Raw genomic sequence first — 14978 nt, forward strand, 5'->3', positions numbered from 1 at the left:
GCCCCACCGTGGGGGATGAAAATTCGTGGGTCCGTTTCGCCTGGTGGAGTGGTTGCGCTGCAGGTCGGTGGGGTGACGCTTAAGGGGTGTTTCGGTTGACCCCGTTGCGTCTGTGTTGCTGGTGAGCACGCCGAGCAGCTTGGGACTGAAGGGCACCCCGTGCTTGTGCGGGGGCCGTGGATTGTTGCCTGTGAGCACGCGAGTGAGACTCCTGTTTTTGTTTCGCTCTTCCCGGAACACGTTGGTTGCCAACAATTCTCCGGTGAAGGAGTTGATCAGCCATGGAAGTGATTCATTCGCGGTGCGCCGGCCTTGATGTCTCTAAGAAAGACGCCAAGGCCTGCATCCGTGTCCAAGGCCGGGGCCGGCGTGGCACGTCGACGACGGTGAGTAGGTGGGGTTCGACCACCAGTGAGATCTTGGCGTTGCGTGAGCATCTGATCGCCGAGCAGGTCAGCTGTGTGGTGATCGAATCCACGTCAGTTTATTGGAAGCCGTTCTACTACCTGCTCGAAGACGGGCTGGAGGTGATTTTGGTCAACGCCAAGTCGGTGCGTAACGTGCCCGGCCGCAAGACCGATGTCTCCGACGCGATGTGGCTGGCCGATCTGGGCGCGCACGGGCTGGTGCGGGCGTCGTTCGTGCCACCGGAGCCGATTCGGGTACTGCGGGATCTGACCCGCACGCGCACGGTCATTACCCGCGCTCGTACCAAGGAGATCCAGCGACTGGAGAAGCTGCTCGAAGACTCCGGGATCAAACTGTCGGCGGTGGCCTCCAACATTGTCGGGGTCTCCGGGCGGGCGATGCTCGAAGCGCTCATCGCCGGTCAACGCGACCCGGCAGTGTTGGCCGATCTGGCCAGACAACGGCTGCGGGAAAAGATCCCCACCCTCACCGAGGCGCTGCATGGCCGGTTCAGCGATCACCACGCGTTCATGGCCCGGCTGTACCTGGATCGCATCGACGCCCACAGCGCTGGCATTGACCGCCTCGATGAACGCATCGAGGAGGTGGTCAAGCCCTTTCAGTACGCCCGGGAGTTGCTGATGAGCATCCCCGGTTTTTCGCGGATCGTCGCCGATGTGTTCATCGCCGAAACCGGCGCGGACATGAGCGTGTTCCCCACCGCCGGACACCTGGCATCGTGGGCCGGTGTGGTTCCGGGCTGCAACGAATCAGCGGGTCGGGTCAAATCGACTACCACCCGGCCCGGTAACCGTCACCTCAAGGCCGCCCTGGGCGTGGCAGCCCTGTCGGCGGCCCGCAGTAAAAACACCTATTACAGTGCCCGCTACCGCCGCATCGCCGGCAGGCGACGATCACCACAAAAACGCAGGAACGCTGACCGCACCAGCGGTTCACCATCCGGCATGATCGCCCTGGTAGCCATCGAGCACAAGATGCTCACCGACGCCTACAACATGCTGCTCAACGGTGCTTTCTACCATGACCCCGGCCTCGACTACTACACCCGACACCAGCCCGCGAAGACCAAAGCCAAAGCCATCAAACAGCTCGAATCCCTCGGCTACAGCGTGACCCTGGAACCCCTCACCGACATCGCCTAACATCCGGGGGCAGCAACTCACCTGCTGGGGGTCACCTCATTTTCGAGTGAGACGCGAAAACCCCTAAATTCTGGTCATTTTGGGGGCTTTCACGTCTGTTCGCGCCGGAAGAATCAACCGAGCACGAAGTAGCGCAACCACAGGTACGGCGCCGCAAGCGCCACCGAGACCGCGGTGACCACGATGCCCTTGCGGGTGAACTCCCAGAACGTGATCGGGTTTCCGGCGCGGCGGGCGATGCCGAGCATCACCACATTGGCGCTGGCTCCGACCGCGGTCAGGTTCCCGCCGAAGTCGGCGCCGAGCGCCAGCGCCCACCACAGCGCATCCGGGTGCAGGTCGTTGGGCAGCGTGGTGCTCAGTTCGGCCACGATCGGGGTCATGGTTGCCACGTAGGGGATGTTGTCGATGATGCCGGACACCGGCGCGGACACCCCCAGGATCCCCATTGTGGTCAACAAGGCGTTGCCGCCGGTGAGCTCGGTGGCGCCCTTGGCCAGGGCGGCGATCGCCCCGGTGTCCACCAGGGCGCCCACCATCACGAACAGGCCGGCGAAGAACAGCAGGGTCTCCCACTCGACGCCGGACAGGTAGTCCGAGCGCTCCATCTTGGAGATCACAATCAGCACCCCGGCACCGAGCAGCGCCACCACGGAAGGCTCCAGGTTCAGCGCGGAGTGTCCGATGAACCCGGCGAACACCCCGGCTAGGACCACGCCGCACTTGATCAGCAGGCGGCGGTCCTGGATCGCCTCGCGCTCCTCGAGCGCCATCATGTCGGCGACTCGGTCGGGGTCAACAGTGAACGATCCCGGAAACAGCCGCGGCAGCAGCGCGATGAAGGCGACCAGGACGATGGCGACGATCGGCGCCATGTGCGCGAGAAAGGCATTGAACGACAGCCCCGCGCGGCTGGCGATGATGATGTTGGGAGGGTCGCCGACGAGGGTGGCGGCGCCGCCGATATTCGACGCGAACACCTCGGCCATCAGAAACGGCGCCGCGTTGATCTCCAGCCGGTCGCAGACCAGCAGGGTGACCGGTGCGATCAGCAACACCGTGGTGACGTTGTCCAGCAGCGCTGATGCAACGGCCGTCACCAACACCAGCAGGATCATGATGCGCAGCGGGGAACCCTGGGCCCGCTTGGCCGACCAGATCGCGACGTACTCGAAGACGCCGGTCTGGCGCAGCACGCTGACGATGATCATCATGCCCAGCAACAGGAAGATGACGTCCCAGTCGATGCCGGTTCTGCGGGAGTAGAAGATGTCATCGGAGGAGATGACCGGCAGGATGACCACCGCGGCCGCCCCGGTCAGCGCCACCAGGGTCTTGTTGACCCGGTCGGCGGCGATGAACCCATAGGCGATCACGAAGACCGCGACCGCGAGCAGCATCATCAGCGCCGCTCCTCAGCATCGCTGCGCGCTGCATCGTCGTCGTCGCGGGTCACCCGATCAGACTTTGAGGGCTGCGGCCAGCAACCGCGACGCGGTGATCACGCCGAGCAGTTTACCGTCCTTGACGACGGCGATCAGCGGGCTGCGCAGCCGGGCCATGGTGGAGGCGACTTCGATAAGGGTGTGGGTGGCGCCGGCGGTCGGCAGTTCGGGCAGGTGCTCGGGCAGCACGTCGCGCACCGCCTTGCCGCGCAGCTTCTCGGCGGCACGATCGGCCGCGCTCTCGCTGAGCACTCCGGCCAGCGACGGGTCGTCCTGGACGTAGCCCGGCACGATGAAACGCACCACCTGGGAAGCCGGCAGCACCGCGTGCGGCTGGCCGGCCGCGTCGACGACGACGATGCCGGGCAGCCGGTGCTCGGCCAGTAACCGGGCCGCGTCGACGGCGTCGGAGTCGATGGCCACCACCGGGAATTCCTCAGCGATCTCCTCGGCGCGCATAGGACGACCATACGGGGGGTGCCCGTCGCCATGCGTAGACTAGCCGGATGCTTGAAGGGATCCGCGGCCCCGCCGATCTGCAGCACCTCTCGCAGGCGCAGTTGACCGCTCTGGCGGCGGAGATCCGGGAGTTCCTGATCCATAAGGTCGCTGCGACCGGGGGACACCTGGGCCCCAATCTGGGTGTGGTGGAGCTGACGCTGGCGCTGCACCGGGTCTTCGACTCCCCGCACGACCCGATCATCTTCGACACCGGCCACCAGGCCTACGTGCACAAGATGCTCACCGGCCGCAGCCCGGACTTTCACAGCCTGCGCCGCAAGGGCGGGCTGTCGGGGTACCCGTCGCGCGCCGAGAGCGAGCACGACTGGGTGGAGTCCAGCCACGCCAGCGCGGCGCTGTCCTATGCCGACGGACTGGCCAAGGCCTTCGAGCTGACCGGCCACCGCAACCGGCACGTGGTGGCCGTCGTCGGCGACGGCGCCCTGACCGGCGGCATGTGCTGGGAGGCGTTGAACAACATCGCCGCCGGTAACCGGCCGGTGGTGATCGTGGTCAACGACAACGGCCGCAGCTACGCGCCCACTATCGGCGGTTTCGCCGACCACCTGGCCGCGTTGCGGCTGCAGCCCGCCTACGAACGGCTGCTCGAGCGCGGCCGCGCCGCGGTGCGCGGGGTGCCGGTTGTCGGCGAGATCGGCTACCAGGTGATCCACAGCTTCAAGGCGGGCCTCAAGGACGCGCTGGCCCCGCAGGCGCTCTTCACCGACCTGGGCCTGAAATACCTGGGCCCGATCGACGGGCACGACGAGGCCGCGGTGGAGTCCGCGCTGCGCCGCGCGCGGGGCTTCGGCGCGCCGGTGATCGTGCACGTGGTGACCCGCAAGGGCAAGGGCTACCGGCCGGCCGAGGATGACGAGGCCGAGCAGATGCATGCCTGCGGCGTGATCGACCCGCTGACCGGGTCTGCGACCGAGACTGCCGGCCGCGGCTGGACGGCGGTGTTCTCCGACGCGCTCATCGAGTACGGTGCCAAGCGCCGCGACGTCGTCGCGATCACCGCCGCCATGCCCGGCCCCACCGGGCTGACCCCGTTCGGCCAGCGGTTCCCGGACCGCATGTTCGACGTCGGGATCGCCGAACAGCATGCGCTCACCTCGGCGGCCGGGCTGGCGATGGGCGGCCTGCACCCGGTGGTGGCGGTCTATTCGACCTTCCTCAACCGCGCCTTCGACCAGTTGATGATGGATGTCGCGCTGCATAAGCTGCCGGTCACCGTGGTGCTCGACCGAGCCGGGATCACCGGTCCCGACGGCGCCAGCCACAACGGCATGTGGGATCTGTCGATCTTGGGCATCGTTCCGGGTATGCGGGTGGCCGCACCGCGCGACGGTGTCCGGCTGCGCGAGGAACTCGGTGAGGCGCTGGACATCCATGACGGCCCCAGCGCGGTTCGGTTCCCGAAAGGGGATGTGGGCGAAGATATCCCGGCGATCCAGCGACGGTCCGGGGTGGATCTGCTGGCGCTGCCGGCCGACGGGCTGCCCGCCGACGTGCTGCTGGTCGCGGTCGGCGCGTTCGCGCCCATGGCGCTGGCGGTGGCCGACCGGCTGCACAACCAGGGCATCGGCGTGACGGTGGTCGATCCCCGCTGGGTGCTGCCGGTTCCCGCGGTGGTCATCGAGATGGCCGGCGCCCACAAGCTGGTGGTCACCTGCGAGGACAACGGCGTCGCCGGTGGTGTCGGCTCGGCGGTGTCGGCGGCGCTGCGGCACGCCGAGATCGACGTGCCCTGCCGCGACGTCGGCCTGCCGCAACGCTTCTACGACCACGCCTCCCGCGGTGAGCTGCTGGCCGAGGTGGGCCTGACCGCCCAGGACGTGGCCCGCCAGATCACCGGTTGGGTGGCGGCGATGAGCAGTAGCAACTGCGTCGAAGAGGTCAGCGAGCGGCTGGATTAGGGCGCGCCCCGATGGGCGGCCACACCTTGTCGAACACCCAGGTGAACACGAAGGTGTAGATCAGGAAGAACACCAGCAGGCCGGCCTCCAGAGCGAACGCCTGCGGCAGCGAGACGTGCAAGATCCAGGCGACTATCGGCAACAAGAACACGACCAGTCCGCCTTCGAAACCGATGGCGTGCGCCACCCGGCGCCGCAGCGTGCGGGCCGGGGAGCGCTGCCGCCGCTCCCACGCCTCGAACACGGTGTTCCAGATGTAGTTCCACAGCACCGCGACGGTCGATGCCGTCACGGCCATGACACCGGAACTGCCGCCGCCGAATCCCAGGAGGACAAGACCCAGGGCGGTGAGCACGATGGCCACGATCTCGTAGCTGATGACGTAGCTGACCCGGCGAACAACTGGTGACACGAGGTGCTCCAAGGAAAATCGACCATGGGAAGTCCTCGACGGTTCGCGTCCATGGTGGTCGTGGCGTGAGAAGCGCTGGCCGATCAACGAATACGGCTGGCGTATCCAGCAGTCTAGCAACACGTGGACCGTGCCGGCGGGCGCAGCAAGCCGGCTGCGCTAGCCGCCGGCGACCGTAGCGCCGAGGGCTTGGGCGAGCAGCGGCACCGTCAACTGCCGCTGCCAGGGCCGGGCGCCGCCGGTGTTGAGGAACTCCTCGATCGCGACCGCGGGGTCCGGTGTCGCCGCACTCCAGTCCCAGCACAGTCGGCGCAGCAGGTCGGGGGAGAGCAGGTTCTCGGTCGGCACGCTCACCTGCTCGGACAGTTGCCCGAGCGCGCCGCGGGCCGCTTCCAGTCGCGCGGCCGCCTCGGGTTTGCGCCGCGACCAGCGCGAGGGCGGCGGTGGGCCGCTCGGGGGTTCGGCGGAGTCCGGCGGTTCCGGGTTGTCGCGAGCGGCAGCCAGCGCGGCCAGCCAGGTCGCCGCGCTGCGGCGCTGCTTGGGTCCGCCGAATACCGGCAGGGCGAGCAACTCGTCGACGGTGGTGGGATCGGCGACGGCTGCGGCGATGATCGCCGCGTCGGGCAGGATGCGCCCGGGCGCGATATCGCGGCGCTCGGCGATCCGGTCGCGCACCGTCCACAGTTCACGAACGGCGGCCAGCCCGCGCCGGTCGCGCACCTTGTGGATACCCGAGGTGCGCCGCCAGCGGTCCCGGCGCGTCGACGTGATGAAGTCGGTGCTCCGCAGATGACTGAATTCCTGTGCCGCCCAATCACTTTTACCCTGGCCGGACAGCACCTCGGCGATGGCCTCGCGCAGTTCGATGAGGACCTCGACGTCCAGCGCCGCGTAGTTGAGCCACTCGGCGGGCAGCGGACGCTTCGACCAGTCGGCGGCGCCGTGGCCCTTGGCCAGGCCCAGCCCCAACAGCCGCTGCACCATCGCCGCCAGGTTGACCCGGTCGAAGCCGGCCAGCCGCCCGGCCAGTTCGGTGTCATAGAGCGCCTTCGGCCACATACCGACCTCGGCCAGGCAGGCCAGATCCTGGTCGGCGGCGTGCAGAATCCACTCGTCGTCGTCGAGCACCTCGGCGACCGGGCGCAGCAGGGCCGCCGGATCCGAGCCCGCCCCGACCGGGTCGATCAGCACGGTGCCGGCACCGGCGCGCCGGATCTGGATCAGGTAGGCGCGGTTGGAGTAGCGGAAGCCCGACGCCCGTTCGGCGTCCACCGCGAACGGGCCGTGGCCGCCGGCCAGCTTCTCGGCGGCGGCGCCGATCTGCCGGGTGGTGACTGACACCTCCGGTACGCCGTCGGCGGGATGCGGCAGCGGCGTCGGTTCGGGCTCTTCAGTGGCCGGTTCGGTGGTCTGTCCGGTCATCTCAGACGCGGGTTCGCGAGCTCAGGTCGGTGATCCCGACCGGCGGCAGGCCTGCGGCGTGTTCGAGGACCTCGCAGAACGCCTGGACATGCGTGCCCAGCTCCGGAGTGGTGGCGGTCCAGGACGCTCGCAGCTCCAACTGGTGTCCGCGGGGCGGGCCGGAGATGTCGCCGTAGCGCACCGATGTGGTCGCGGTGACGGTCCCGCCCAGCGCGGTCATGTGTTCGGTTCGGGAGCCCAGCGCTTCGACCAGCCAACTCCAGGCGACTTCGGGCAGGAGCGGGTCGATCGCCTCCTGCGGGTCCAGATCAGCCTGGATGAACGCCACCAGGCGCATGGTGCCGTCCCAGGCGTCGGTGCCGTCCGGGTCGTAGAGCAGGATCAGCCGGCCGAACGCATCGCCGTCGGAGTCCTGTGGGACGAAATCGGCTTCGGGATGTTTGACCTCGGCACCCAGCGCATAGCTGTAGGGCGCCAGCCGCTGAGGCGGCCGGATCGGGCCTAACTCGATCTCGGACCGGACCGTTGCGGCGTGCATGGTTGCCACCGCTTCGCGGAAGGGGGCAGGCTCGGCTGATGTCACGGGTGCCGCTCCTTAACTGATCGCTCTGCCCCGCGCCGCCAGCGGCCGGCCCCCGGGTGCTGTTGCGCACCGCCGCGACGCGGGTCGCCGAATCTCACGCTAACCCCCGACGCGGGCCGGCGCAGAAAGGCGCGCCGAATCACCGGCGGTTCGGCGAGGGGAAGCCGGGACCGCCGCAACGCATGAATCACGGGCCGTTCCCGCGCCGTAACCGGTCGTGGCAGCATTGAGGCCGATGAGTGCCCGTCGAGAACTGCCCGATTCGCCCTACCTGGCCGCCGCTGCCGGTCGGCAACCCGCCCGGGTGCCGGTCTGGTTCATGCGGCAGGCCGGCCGGTCGCTGCCGGAATACCGCGTGTTGCGCGCCCAGCACCGCATGCTGGAAGCCTGCTTCGACCCTGAACTGGTCTGCGAGATCACGCTGCAGCCGGTGCGCCGCCACGGGGTGGACGCGGCGATCTTGTTCTCCGACATCGTGGTGCCGCTGCGCGGGGCCGGGGTGGATCTGGACATCGTGCCCGACGTCGGGCCGGTGATCGCCGAGCCGCTGCGCAGCGCGGCCGATGTCGCTGCCCTGCGGCCGCTGGAACCGCAGCGCGTGACGGCCGTCGCCGAGGCGGTGTCGCTGCTGGTGGACGCGCTGGGCGACGTGCCATTGATCGGTTTCGCCGGAGCGCCGTTCACGCTGGCGTCCTACCTGGTCGAGGGCGGGCCCAGCCGGACTCACGCCCGGACCAAGACGATGATGCTGGCCGAACCGGACACTTGGCATCAGCTGATGACCAGGCTCACCGACCTGACCATCGCATTCCTCACGGTGCAGCTCGACCACGGTGTGGACGCCATCCAGCTGTTCGACTCCTGGGCGGGCACGTTGAGCCTGGCCGACTACCGCAAATACGTGTTGCCGCACAGCGCCCGGGTGTTCGCCGCGCTGGCCGACGCCGGCGTGCCGATGACGCACTTCGGGGTGCAGACCGCCGAGCTGTTGGGCGCCATGGCCGAAGCCGGTGCCACCGTGGTCGGAGTCGACTGGCGGACCCGGCTGACGGATGCCGCCGCCCGGGTCGGTACCGGCGTCGCCCTGCAGGGCAATCTGGACCCGGCGGTGGTGCTGGCGGGCTGGCCGGTGGCGGAGCGGGCGGCCCGTGCCGTCGTCGCGGACGGTCGCGCCGCGGTGGCCGCCGGCGCGTCCGGGCATGTGTTCAACCTCGGGCACGGCGTGCTGCCGGAATCTGATCCCGGCGTGCTCACCGACCTGGTGGCGCTGGTCCACTCGTTGTGACCTCGACGTACTGCGTCGTCGGAGGCGGGATTTCCGGTCTGGCCGCCGCGTACCGGCTGCGCGCCACACTCGGTGCCGCACCGACCATCACCGTCTTCGACCCGGCCGACCGGCTCGGCGGGGTGCTGCGCACCGAGACCCTGGGCGGTATCGGCGTGGACGTGGGGGCCGAAGCGTTCGTGGCTCGCCGCCCCGAGGTGCCCGCCCTGCTGTCCGAGCTGGGGCTGGCCGATCGGGAGCGCACCACCACCGGGGTCCGCCCGCTGCTGTACAACCGTCGGCGGCTGCATCCGCTGCCGCCGGGCACGCTCAGCGGGATCCCGTCGTCGCCGGGGGCGATGGCCGGTCTGGTGGACGAGGAGACCATCGCCCGCATCGCCGGCGAACCCAACCGCCGGCTGACCTTCGAGCCGGGCAGCGACCCGGCACTGGGGACCCTGGTCGGCGACCGGTTCGGCGAGCAGGTGGTGGCCGCCTCGGTGGATCCGCTGATCGGCGGGGTGTATGCCGGGTCGGCGGCGACGGTCGGGCTGCGCTCGGCGGTGCCCGGCCTGGCCGCCGCGCTGGACGCCGGCGCGCCCAGCCTCACCGCGGCGGTGGCACGGGCGCTGCCGAGAGCTACCGGCACGCCGGTGTTCGGCGCCATCGCCGGTGGCTATCAGGTGCTGATCGACGCGCTGGTGCGCCGCAGCGGGCTGCGCTGGGTGCAGGCGGCGGTAACGCAGATCGACCCGGTGGCCGACGGCTGGCTGTTGCGGGATGCCGCCGGCGGCTTCCACCATGCCGACCGGGTGGTGATGGCCGTGCCGGCCAACACGCTGGCCCGGCTGGCAACCGGATTCGCGCCCCGCACCGCGGCGGCGGCCAGCGGCATCGTCAGCGCGTCGTCGGTGGTGGTGGCGCTGGCGGTGCCCGCCGGCGCGGCGTTCCCGGACAACTCCGGGGTGCTGGTCGCGACCGGGGAGCGGCTGCACGCCAAGGCGCTCACACTGACCTCACGCAAGTGGGGGAACTGGGGCTATGGCGGCAAGGTCGAACTGCTGCGGCTGTCGTTCGGCCGGTTCGGCGACGCCCGCACCCATGCCACCGAGGCTGAGTTGGTGGGGTGGGCCGTGCAGGATCTGGAGACCCTGTTCGGGGTCATGGTGGACCCGGTGGAGGTCCGGGTGCAGCGCTGGCCTGCGGCGATGCCGCAGTACCGTCCCGGGCACGCGGCCTTGGTCGGCGAACTGCGCGCCGGACTGCCGCCGACGGTGGCGGTCGCGGGCAACTATCTCGACGGGATCGGTGTGCCGGCCTGCATCGCGGCGGCCGATCGCGCGGTGGCGGCAGTGATCAGTGCCACCCCGGCCCCCTAGCGGCGGCGTGTCGTGGCAACATGTGGGGCATGGCGCACCTCGATTACGACAAGCTGAATTCCACCATCCGCTACGTGATGTTCTCGGTGTTCTCGGTTCGTTCCGGGGCCCTCGACGAGGGATCCGCCAGCCGTGACGAGGTCGCCGACCAGGCCGCCACCTTCCTGAAACAGCAGGAGGAGCGCGGCGTGGTGATCCGCGGCGTCTACGACGTGGCCGGCCTGCGCGCTGATGCGGACTTCATGATCTGGTCGCACGCCGAGCGGGTGGAGGACCTGCAGGCCACCTACGCCGGCTTCCGGCGCACCGCGCTGGGCCGGGCCTGCACGCCGGTGTGGAGCAACGTGGGGTTGCACCGGCCCGCCGAGTTCAACAAGAGTCACGTCCCGGCGTTCATCGCCGGTGAGCCGGCCGGCGCTTACATCTGCGTCTACCCGTTCGTGCGTTCGCACGAGTGGTATGTGCTGCCCGAGGAGGACCGCCGCCGGATGCTGGCGGAGCACGGCATGGCGGCACGGCCCTACAAGGACGTTCGCGCCAACACCGTGCCGGCATTCGCGCTCGGCGACTACGAGTGGATCCTGGCGTTCGAGGCGCCCGAACTCGACCTGATCGTCGACCTGATGCGCGACCTGCGCAACACCGAGGCTCGGCTGCACGCCCGCGAGGAGACCCCCTTCTTCACCGGTCCCCGGGTCGACGTCGAGCAGTTGGTGGCCGCCCTGCCGTGACCGGCGCATCCGGCCCGTCAGCCGGCGACGCCGAACGCTTCGAGGAGATCTATCGCGCCGCGGCGGGATTGCCCGCCGCCACACCGTGGGACATCGGTGGCGCCCAGCCGGTGGTGCGGCGGCTGGTCGCGCTGGGCGCGATCAAAGGTGCGGTTCTCGACCCGGGGACCGGCCCGGGCCACCATGCCGTCCACTTCGCCGAACACGGCTTCGCGGCGACCGGAGTCGACGTGTCGGAGACGGCGATCGAAGGGGCCCGCGCCAACGCCCGGCTGCGCCGCCCCGGATCCGGGAGATCGCACAGCGGCTGGCGGTCATCGAACCGCTGCTGGACGGCCAGCTGGCGCACGCCCCGTTCTGGGAAGTCCACGCCACCCGGGTGGAGCAGCTTTAGCACTCGCCGAGCCTGTCGTTAGCGCGGAAAAGTGCGAGAGGGGCTCGCGGTAACAACAGCCTCGGCGCTCAGGGGCCCGGGACCAGCCGGAGGCAGATGGAATTTATGCAGTAGCGCTGGTCGGTGGGCGTGGGGTAGCCCTCGCCTTCGAACACATGCCCCAGGTGGCTGTGGCAGGACGCGCACAACACCTCGGTGCGCCGCATCCCCAGCGAGTCATCCGAGCGCAGGATCACCGCCTCGGAATCGGCCGGATCGAAGAACGACGGCCAGCCGCAGTGCGAATGGAATTTCGCTGTGCTGCGGAACAGTTCGGCACCGCACGCCCGGCACTCGTAGACACCTTCGGTGGTGGTGTCGGTGTATTCGCCGGTGTTCGGCGGTTCGGTGCCGGCGCGACGCAGCACCGCGAACTCTTCGGGGGTCAGCTTCGCCCGCCACTCGTCGTCGGTGAGGGACACCTTGGGAGAACTCATGCCTCCACGCTAGCCCGCTGGTGCCCGTTCGCCAGCCATGCCGGATCGATCCCGTCATCCAGGCGGTCTTGTTCACGGGCGTCGAGGTAACGGTAGCACAGCACCGCGCACACCACGATCAGCAACAGTGACCAGCCGTAGGTGATCTTGAGGTAGTCCAGCGGGCGTCCGACATTCATCCACCGGAAGATCAGCCACTTGTCCAACGTCATGAACCCGTAGACCCCCAGCCACGCCGGCCAGTTGCGCAGCACCGAGTTCGGCAGCACCACCGTCATCAGGAACGGGAACAGCACGATCGAGTAGTAGCCCTGGCCCAATGACAGCACCAGGAAGGACGCGGTAAGCAGCACACCGGAGGAGGTCAGCATCCAGAACCGCGGGTCGCGGGTGCGGTAGTAGCGATACAGCAGCCACAGGCTGACCGCCGCGATCACGGTGAACAACACGCGCAGGAACAGGATCAGCCCCGGTGGCAGGCCAAAGAACACGCCATTGCCCAGGATCGAGGAGTTGAAGTAGTCGCGGGTGCCCATGATGTAGGGCACCGTCTGGGTGAAGTAGCTGGTGGGATCGCTGGACAGCGGGAACGCGACCGCGTTGAACGCCACCGGCACTGCGACGGCGCCCACGAACGGCCGCCACTGCCGGCTCAGCAGCGGCAGCAGCAGCAGCGGCGCCAGCACCGGCTTGACCACCAGGGTCAGCCCGATCGCGACACCGGCCCACCACTGCCGGCTGGGCCTGCCGTCGAGCAGCCAACGCAAGAACAGCACCTCGGCCAGCAGGATCACGCCGTTGATGTTGGTGAACACCAGTGTGCTGGAAATACTTTCGGTGAGAAACATCGCCGCCAGCAGGGCGGGGGCCGCCACCGAAGTCAGCCCGAAGCCGAACATCCGCAGCAGCAGGTAGGCGGCGATCAGGATCGCGACGGTGTTGGTGGTGATGAAGGTGTAGCGCGACAAGGTCTCCGACAGATAGCCGAACGGCGACATCAGCAGCGTGCCGCCGGGCGAGTAGAGATAGTGCGGGTCGACGTAGTCGAAGTGCTCGTTGTAGATGTCCAGGCCGTGCCGGAAGTTCAGCACCGCCCGGTACACCGGCTTGAAGTCGTCGGTGATGTTGCCGTTGAGCGGCAGCACTATCGCGCGGTGAATGAGTGACATGATGGCCACCGGCCACAGCACCGACCGCAGTACGGTCGCGGTGCTCGGCGCCGTGGTGGGTGGCCGAAACGCTGTCAGCAGGGCGGTGCGCGCCCGGTTCGTAAGGGAGTCGGCTGCCGTCACCAGCGCACCGTACACCGAAGCGGGGTCAGGCCGGGCAGTAGACGTCGGTCTCGGGCAGCTCGCCGGTGTCGAGGTAGCCGATCAACGGAGGCACGGTGCACGCCGAGTACACCGTCGCCCCGTGCCCGATGCCCTGCCACATCACCCGCTTGCTGGCCGCGCCGGCGTTGATGACGGCCGCGGCGGTGGCCGCCACGCCGTCCTCGCCGACGATCGGGTCATTCTGCACGCCCAGCAGCAGCACATCGATCTTGAGTTCCTTGGGCTGCTCGGGGGTGGTGCTGGTGGGCCAGCTCAGGCACTGCGCCATGTCGAGGGCGCCGACGGCGCCGAACTGCGGGTACTCCTTGCCCCAGGCGACGACCAGTTCGCGGACGCGGTCCGGGGTGGGCCGGTTGAGTGCGTCGGCGCAGGAATTGATGAAGTGGCCGTCGCTGCCGACGGTGCCCTGCGCCCGGTTGATCAGGTTGTTCAGCAGGTTGACGTCGCCGTCGCCGGCCGCGGCCAGCGCCCGGGCCAGTTCATTGGTGGTGTTGACGCGATCACCGGTGGGGTAGCCCAGCGCGGTCACGATGGCATGGGTCACCGCGGCCACCGAGGCGCCGCCGGGGCCGTGCCCGGACCGGGCGGAGTCCAGCACCGCGTCTACAGCGCCTTTCGGGTCCGGCGCCAGCGCGCAGCCCACCGCGACGCACTGCGCGGCGAACGCGTCGAAGGCCGCCTGCTGGCCCTTGACCCGCTGCTCGGCGGCAGCCTCGGCGGCCACACCGAGCGGGATGGGGGAGTCCAGTGCCAGCCGGGCCACCTTGCCCGGATGCGAGCCGGCGTAGGCCAGGGCGACCTGGGCGCCGTTGCCGATGCCCAGCAGTGCCAGCGCCGGCACGTCCCAGATGCTGCGCAGCCGCTCCAGGTCGGTGGCGGCATGGGTGTTGTCGTAGGAGGATTCACCCGGCGAGATGGAGTCGGTGCAGTCGGTGGTCGCCGCCATCGCCACGGTGCCCAGATTGGCCACCGGATCGTCGCCGGGGGTGAACTGAGCCAGGTTCCACATTTCGTCGCGCTGGCCGCGCTCGCGGCAGTCCACCGGGCTCGACATCCCGGTGCCGCGCCGGTCCACCGCGACGATCGGATGGCCGTTGAGCACGTCGGCGCCGCCACGTGCCAGCCAGACCGGTAGCTGCAGTGACGACGGCAGGTCCCAGCCGGTGGTGAAGACGACCGGTCCGGCATCGGCCGGGGTCTGCACCGACCGGGCGCGCACCACGCCGATGCTGATCGCCGAGGAGCCGCCGCCTAGCGGGTCGACGTCGGCGTCGTAGCTGGCGCAATCCAACCGCACGCCGGGAGTGGCGGGCACCGCAGCGTCACCGAACACCCTGGCGGTGCAGTCATGCCAGGGCAGATCGTTCTTGGGCACCTCGACAGGCGGTGGCCCGGCCTTGTCGGAGGTGGACTCGGGTTGCCCCTGCGGGCCGGCGCCGGAGTCGGTGGCGAAGCGCGGGTTGGCGGCCAGTCCGGGTGCGCAACCGGTTAGCAGGGTGGCCGTCGCGAGTGCGATCGCGATCGTGGAGTGCCGACGCATGCCGGCC

At 69.2% G+C, this 14978-nt stretch carries 13 protein-coding genes and 1 pseudogene; 6 read left to right on the forward strand and 8 right to left on the reverse strand.

Going from position 1 to position 14978, the window contains the following annotated elements:
- The first annotated feature begins 281 nt into the window (after window positions 1-281).
- The gene (locus G6N19_RS17980; RefSeq protein WP_193465387.1) at window positions 282-1571 is read left to right on the forward strand and encodes an IS110 family RNA-guided transposase; all 1290 of its coding nucleotides are present in this window, start codon (window positions 282-284) and stop codon (window positions 1569-1571) included.
- A gap of 113 nt (window positions 1572-1684) precedes the next feature.
- Here the strand turns inward: G6N19_RS17980 and G6N19_RS17985 are convergent, their stop codons facing one another.
- Together G6N19_RS17985 and G6N19_RS17990 are read right to left on the reverse strand one after the other, a co-directional pair.
- Window positions 1685-2974, reverse strand: a complete 1290-nt coding sequence (locus G6N19_RS17985; RefSeq protein ID WP_193465388.1) for an ArsB/NhaD family transporter — start codon at window positions 2972-2974, stop codon at window positions 1685-1687.
- Between the two features lie 57 nt (window positions 2975-3031).
- Window positions 3032-3475, reverse strand: coding sequence for a CBS domain-containing protein (locus G6N19_RS17990; protein WP_013829359.1), 444 nt, complete (start codon window positions 3473-3475; stop codon window positions 3032-3034).
- A gap of 47 nt (window positions 3476-3522) precedes the next feature.
- Between G6N19_RS17990 and dxs the strand changes: the two genes are divergently transcribed.
- Window positions 3523-5436, forward strand: a complete 1914-nt coding sequence (dxs, locus tag G6N19_RS17995; RefSeq protein WP_013829358.1) for a 1-deoxy-D-xylulose-5-phosphate synthase — start codon at window positions 3523-3525, stop codon at window positions 5434-5436.
- Here dxs and G6N19_RS18000 read toward each other — a convergent pair.
- The 3 genes from G6N19_RS18000 to G6N19_RS18010 form a co-directional block, all read right to left on the reverse strand.
- Window positions 5417-5848, reverse strand: coding sequence for a PACE efflux transporter (locus tag G6N19_RS18000; RefSeq protein ID WP_013829357.1), 432 nt, complete (start codon window positions 5846-5848; stop codon window positions 5417-5419). The two genes, dxs and G6N19_RS18000, sit on opposite strands and share 20 nt — an antisense overlap.
- 159 nt (window positions 5849-6007) lie before the next feature.
- A complete protein-coding gene (locus tag G6N19_RS18005; RefSeq protein WP_013829356.1) occupies window positions 6008-7270 on the reverse strand; it encodes a ribonuclease D in 1263 nt (420 codons plus the stop codon).
- Between the two features lies 1 nt (window position 7271).
- Complete coding sequence (locus G6N19_RS18010) at window positions 7272-7808, reverse strand: DUF3000 domain-containing protein (RefSeq protein WP_013829355.1); 537 nt, start codon at window positions 7806-7808, stop codon at window positions 7272-7274.
- Window positions 7809-8088: 280 nt separating this feature from the next.
- On the opposite strand from G6N19_RS18010, the gene hemE reads away from it, so the two are divergent.
- The 4 genes and pseudogenes from hemE to G6N19_RS18030 all read left to right on the forward strand — a co-directional run.
- Window positions 8089-9138: a uroporphyrinogen decarboxylase gene (hemE, locus tag G6N19_RS18015; RefSeq protein WP_013829354.1), complete on the forward strand. Its 1050-nt coding sequence runs from the start codon at window positions 8089-8091 to the stop codon at window positions 9136-9138.
- Window positions 9135-10496, forward strand: coding sequence for a protoporphyrinogen oxidase (locus tag G6N19_RS18020; RefSeq protein WP_013829353.1), 1362 nt, complete (start codon window positions 9135-9137; stop codon window positions 10494-10496). The genes hemE and G6N19_RS18020 overlap by 4 nt, the downstream gene beginning before the upstream one ends.
- Before the next feature lie 29 nt (window positions 10497-10525).
- On the forward strand, window positions 10526-11227 hold the full coding sequence (gene hemQ, locus G6N19_RS18025; RefSeq protein ID WP_013829352.1) for a hydrogen peroxide-dependent heme synthase: 702 nt from the start codon (window positions 10526-10528) through the stop codon (window positions 11225-11227).
- Window positions 11224-11499, forward strand: a pseudogene (locus G6N19_RS18030) (class I SAM-dependent methyltransferase); the annotation flags it as partial. The gene hemQ and the pseudogene G6N19_RS18030, both read left to right, overlap by 4 nt.
- A gap of 190 nt (window positions 11500-11689) precedes the next feature.
- On the opposite strand, the gene msrB reads toward G6N19_RS18030, so the two are convergent.
- Genes msrB through G6N19_RS18045 form a run of 3 tightly spaced genes read right to left on the reverse strand, consistent with a single transcriptional unit; the run spans window position 11690 to window position 14971 of the window.
- A complete protein-coding gene (gene msrB, locus G6N19_RS18035; protein WP_041318124.1) occupies window positions 11690-12097 on the reverse strand; it encodes a peptide-methionine (R)-S-oxide reductase MsrB in 408 nt (135 codons plus the stop codon).
- Window positions 12094-13404 carry an arabinofuranan 3-O-arabinosyltransferase gene (gene aftC, locus G6N19_RS18040; RefSeq protein ID WP_193465390.1) on the reverse strand — a complete coding sequence of 437 codons (1311 nt, stop codon included), beginning with the start codon at window positions 13402-13404 and terminating at the stop codon, window positions 12094-12096. The genes msrB and aftC overlap by 4 nt, the downstream gene beginning before the upstream one ends.
- A 10-nt stretch (window positions 13405-13414) precedes the next feature.
- The gene (locus G6N19_RS18045) at window positions 13415-14971 is read right to left on the reverse strand and encodes an alpha/beta hydrolase (RefSeq protein WP_013829348.1); all 1557 of its coding nucleotides are present in this window, start codon (window positions 14969-14971) and stop codon (window positions 13415-13417) included.
- Window positions 14972-14978 lie beyond the last annotated feature (7 nt).

Source organism: Mycobacterium novum, assembly GCF_010726505.1.
GTDB lineage: Bacteria > Actinomycetota > Actinomycetes > Mycobacteriales > Mycobacteriaceae > Mycobacterium > Mycobacterium algericum.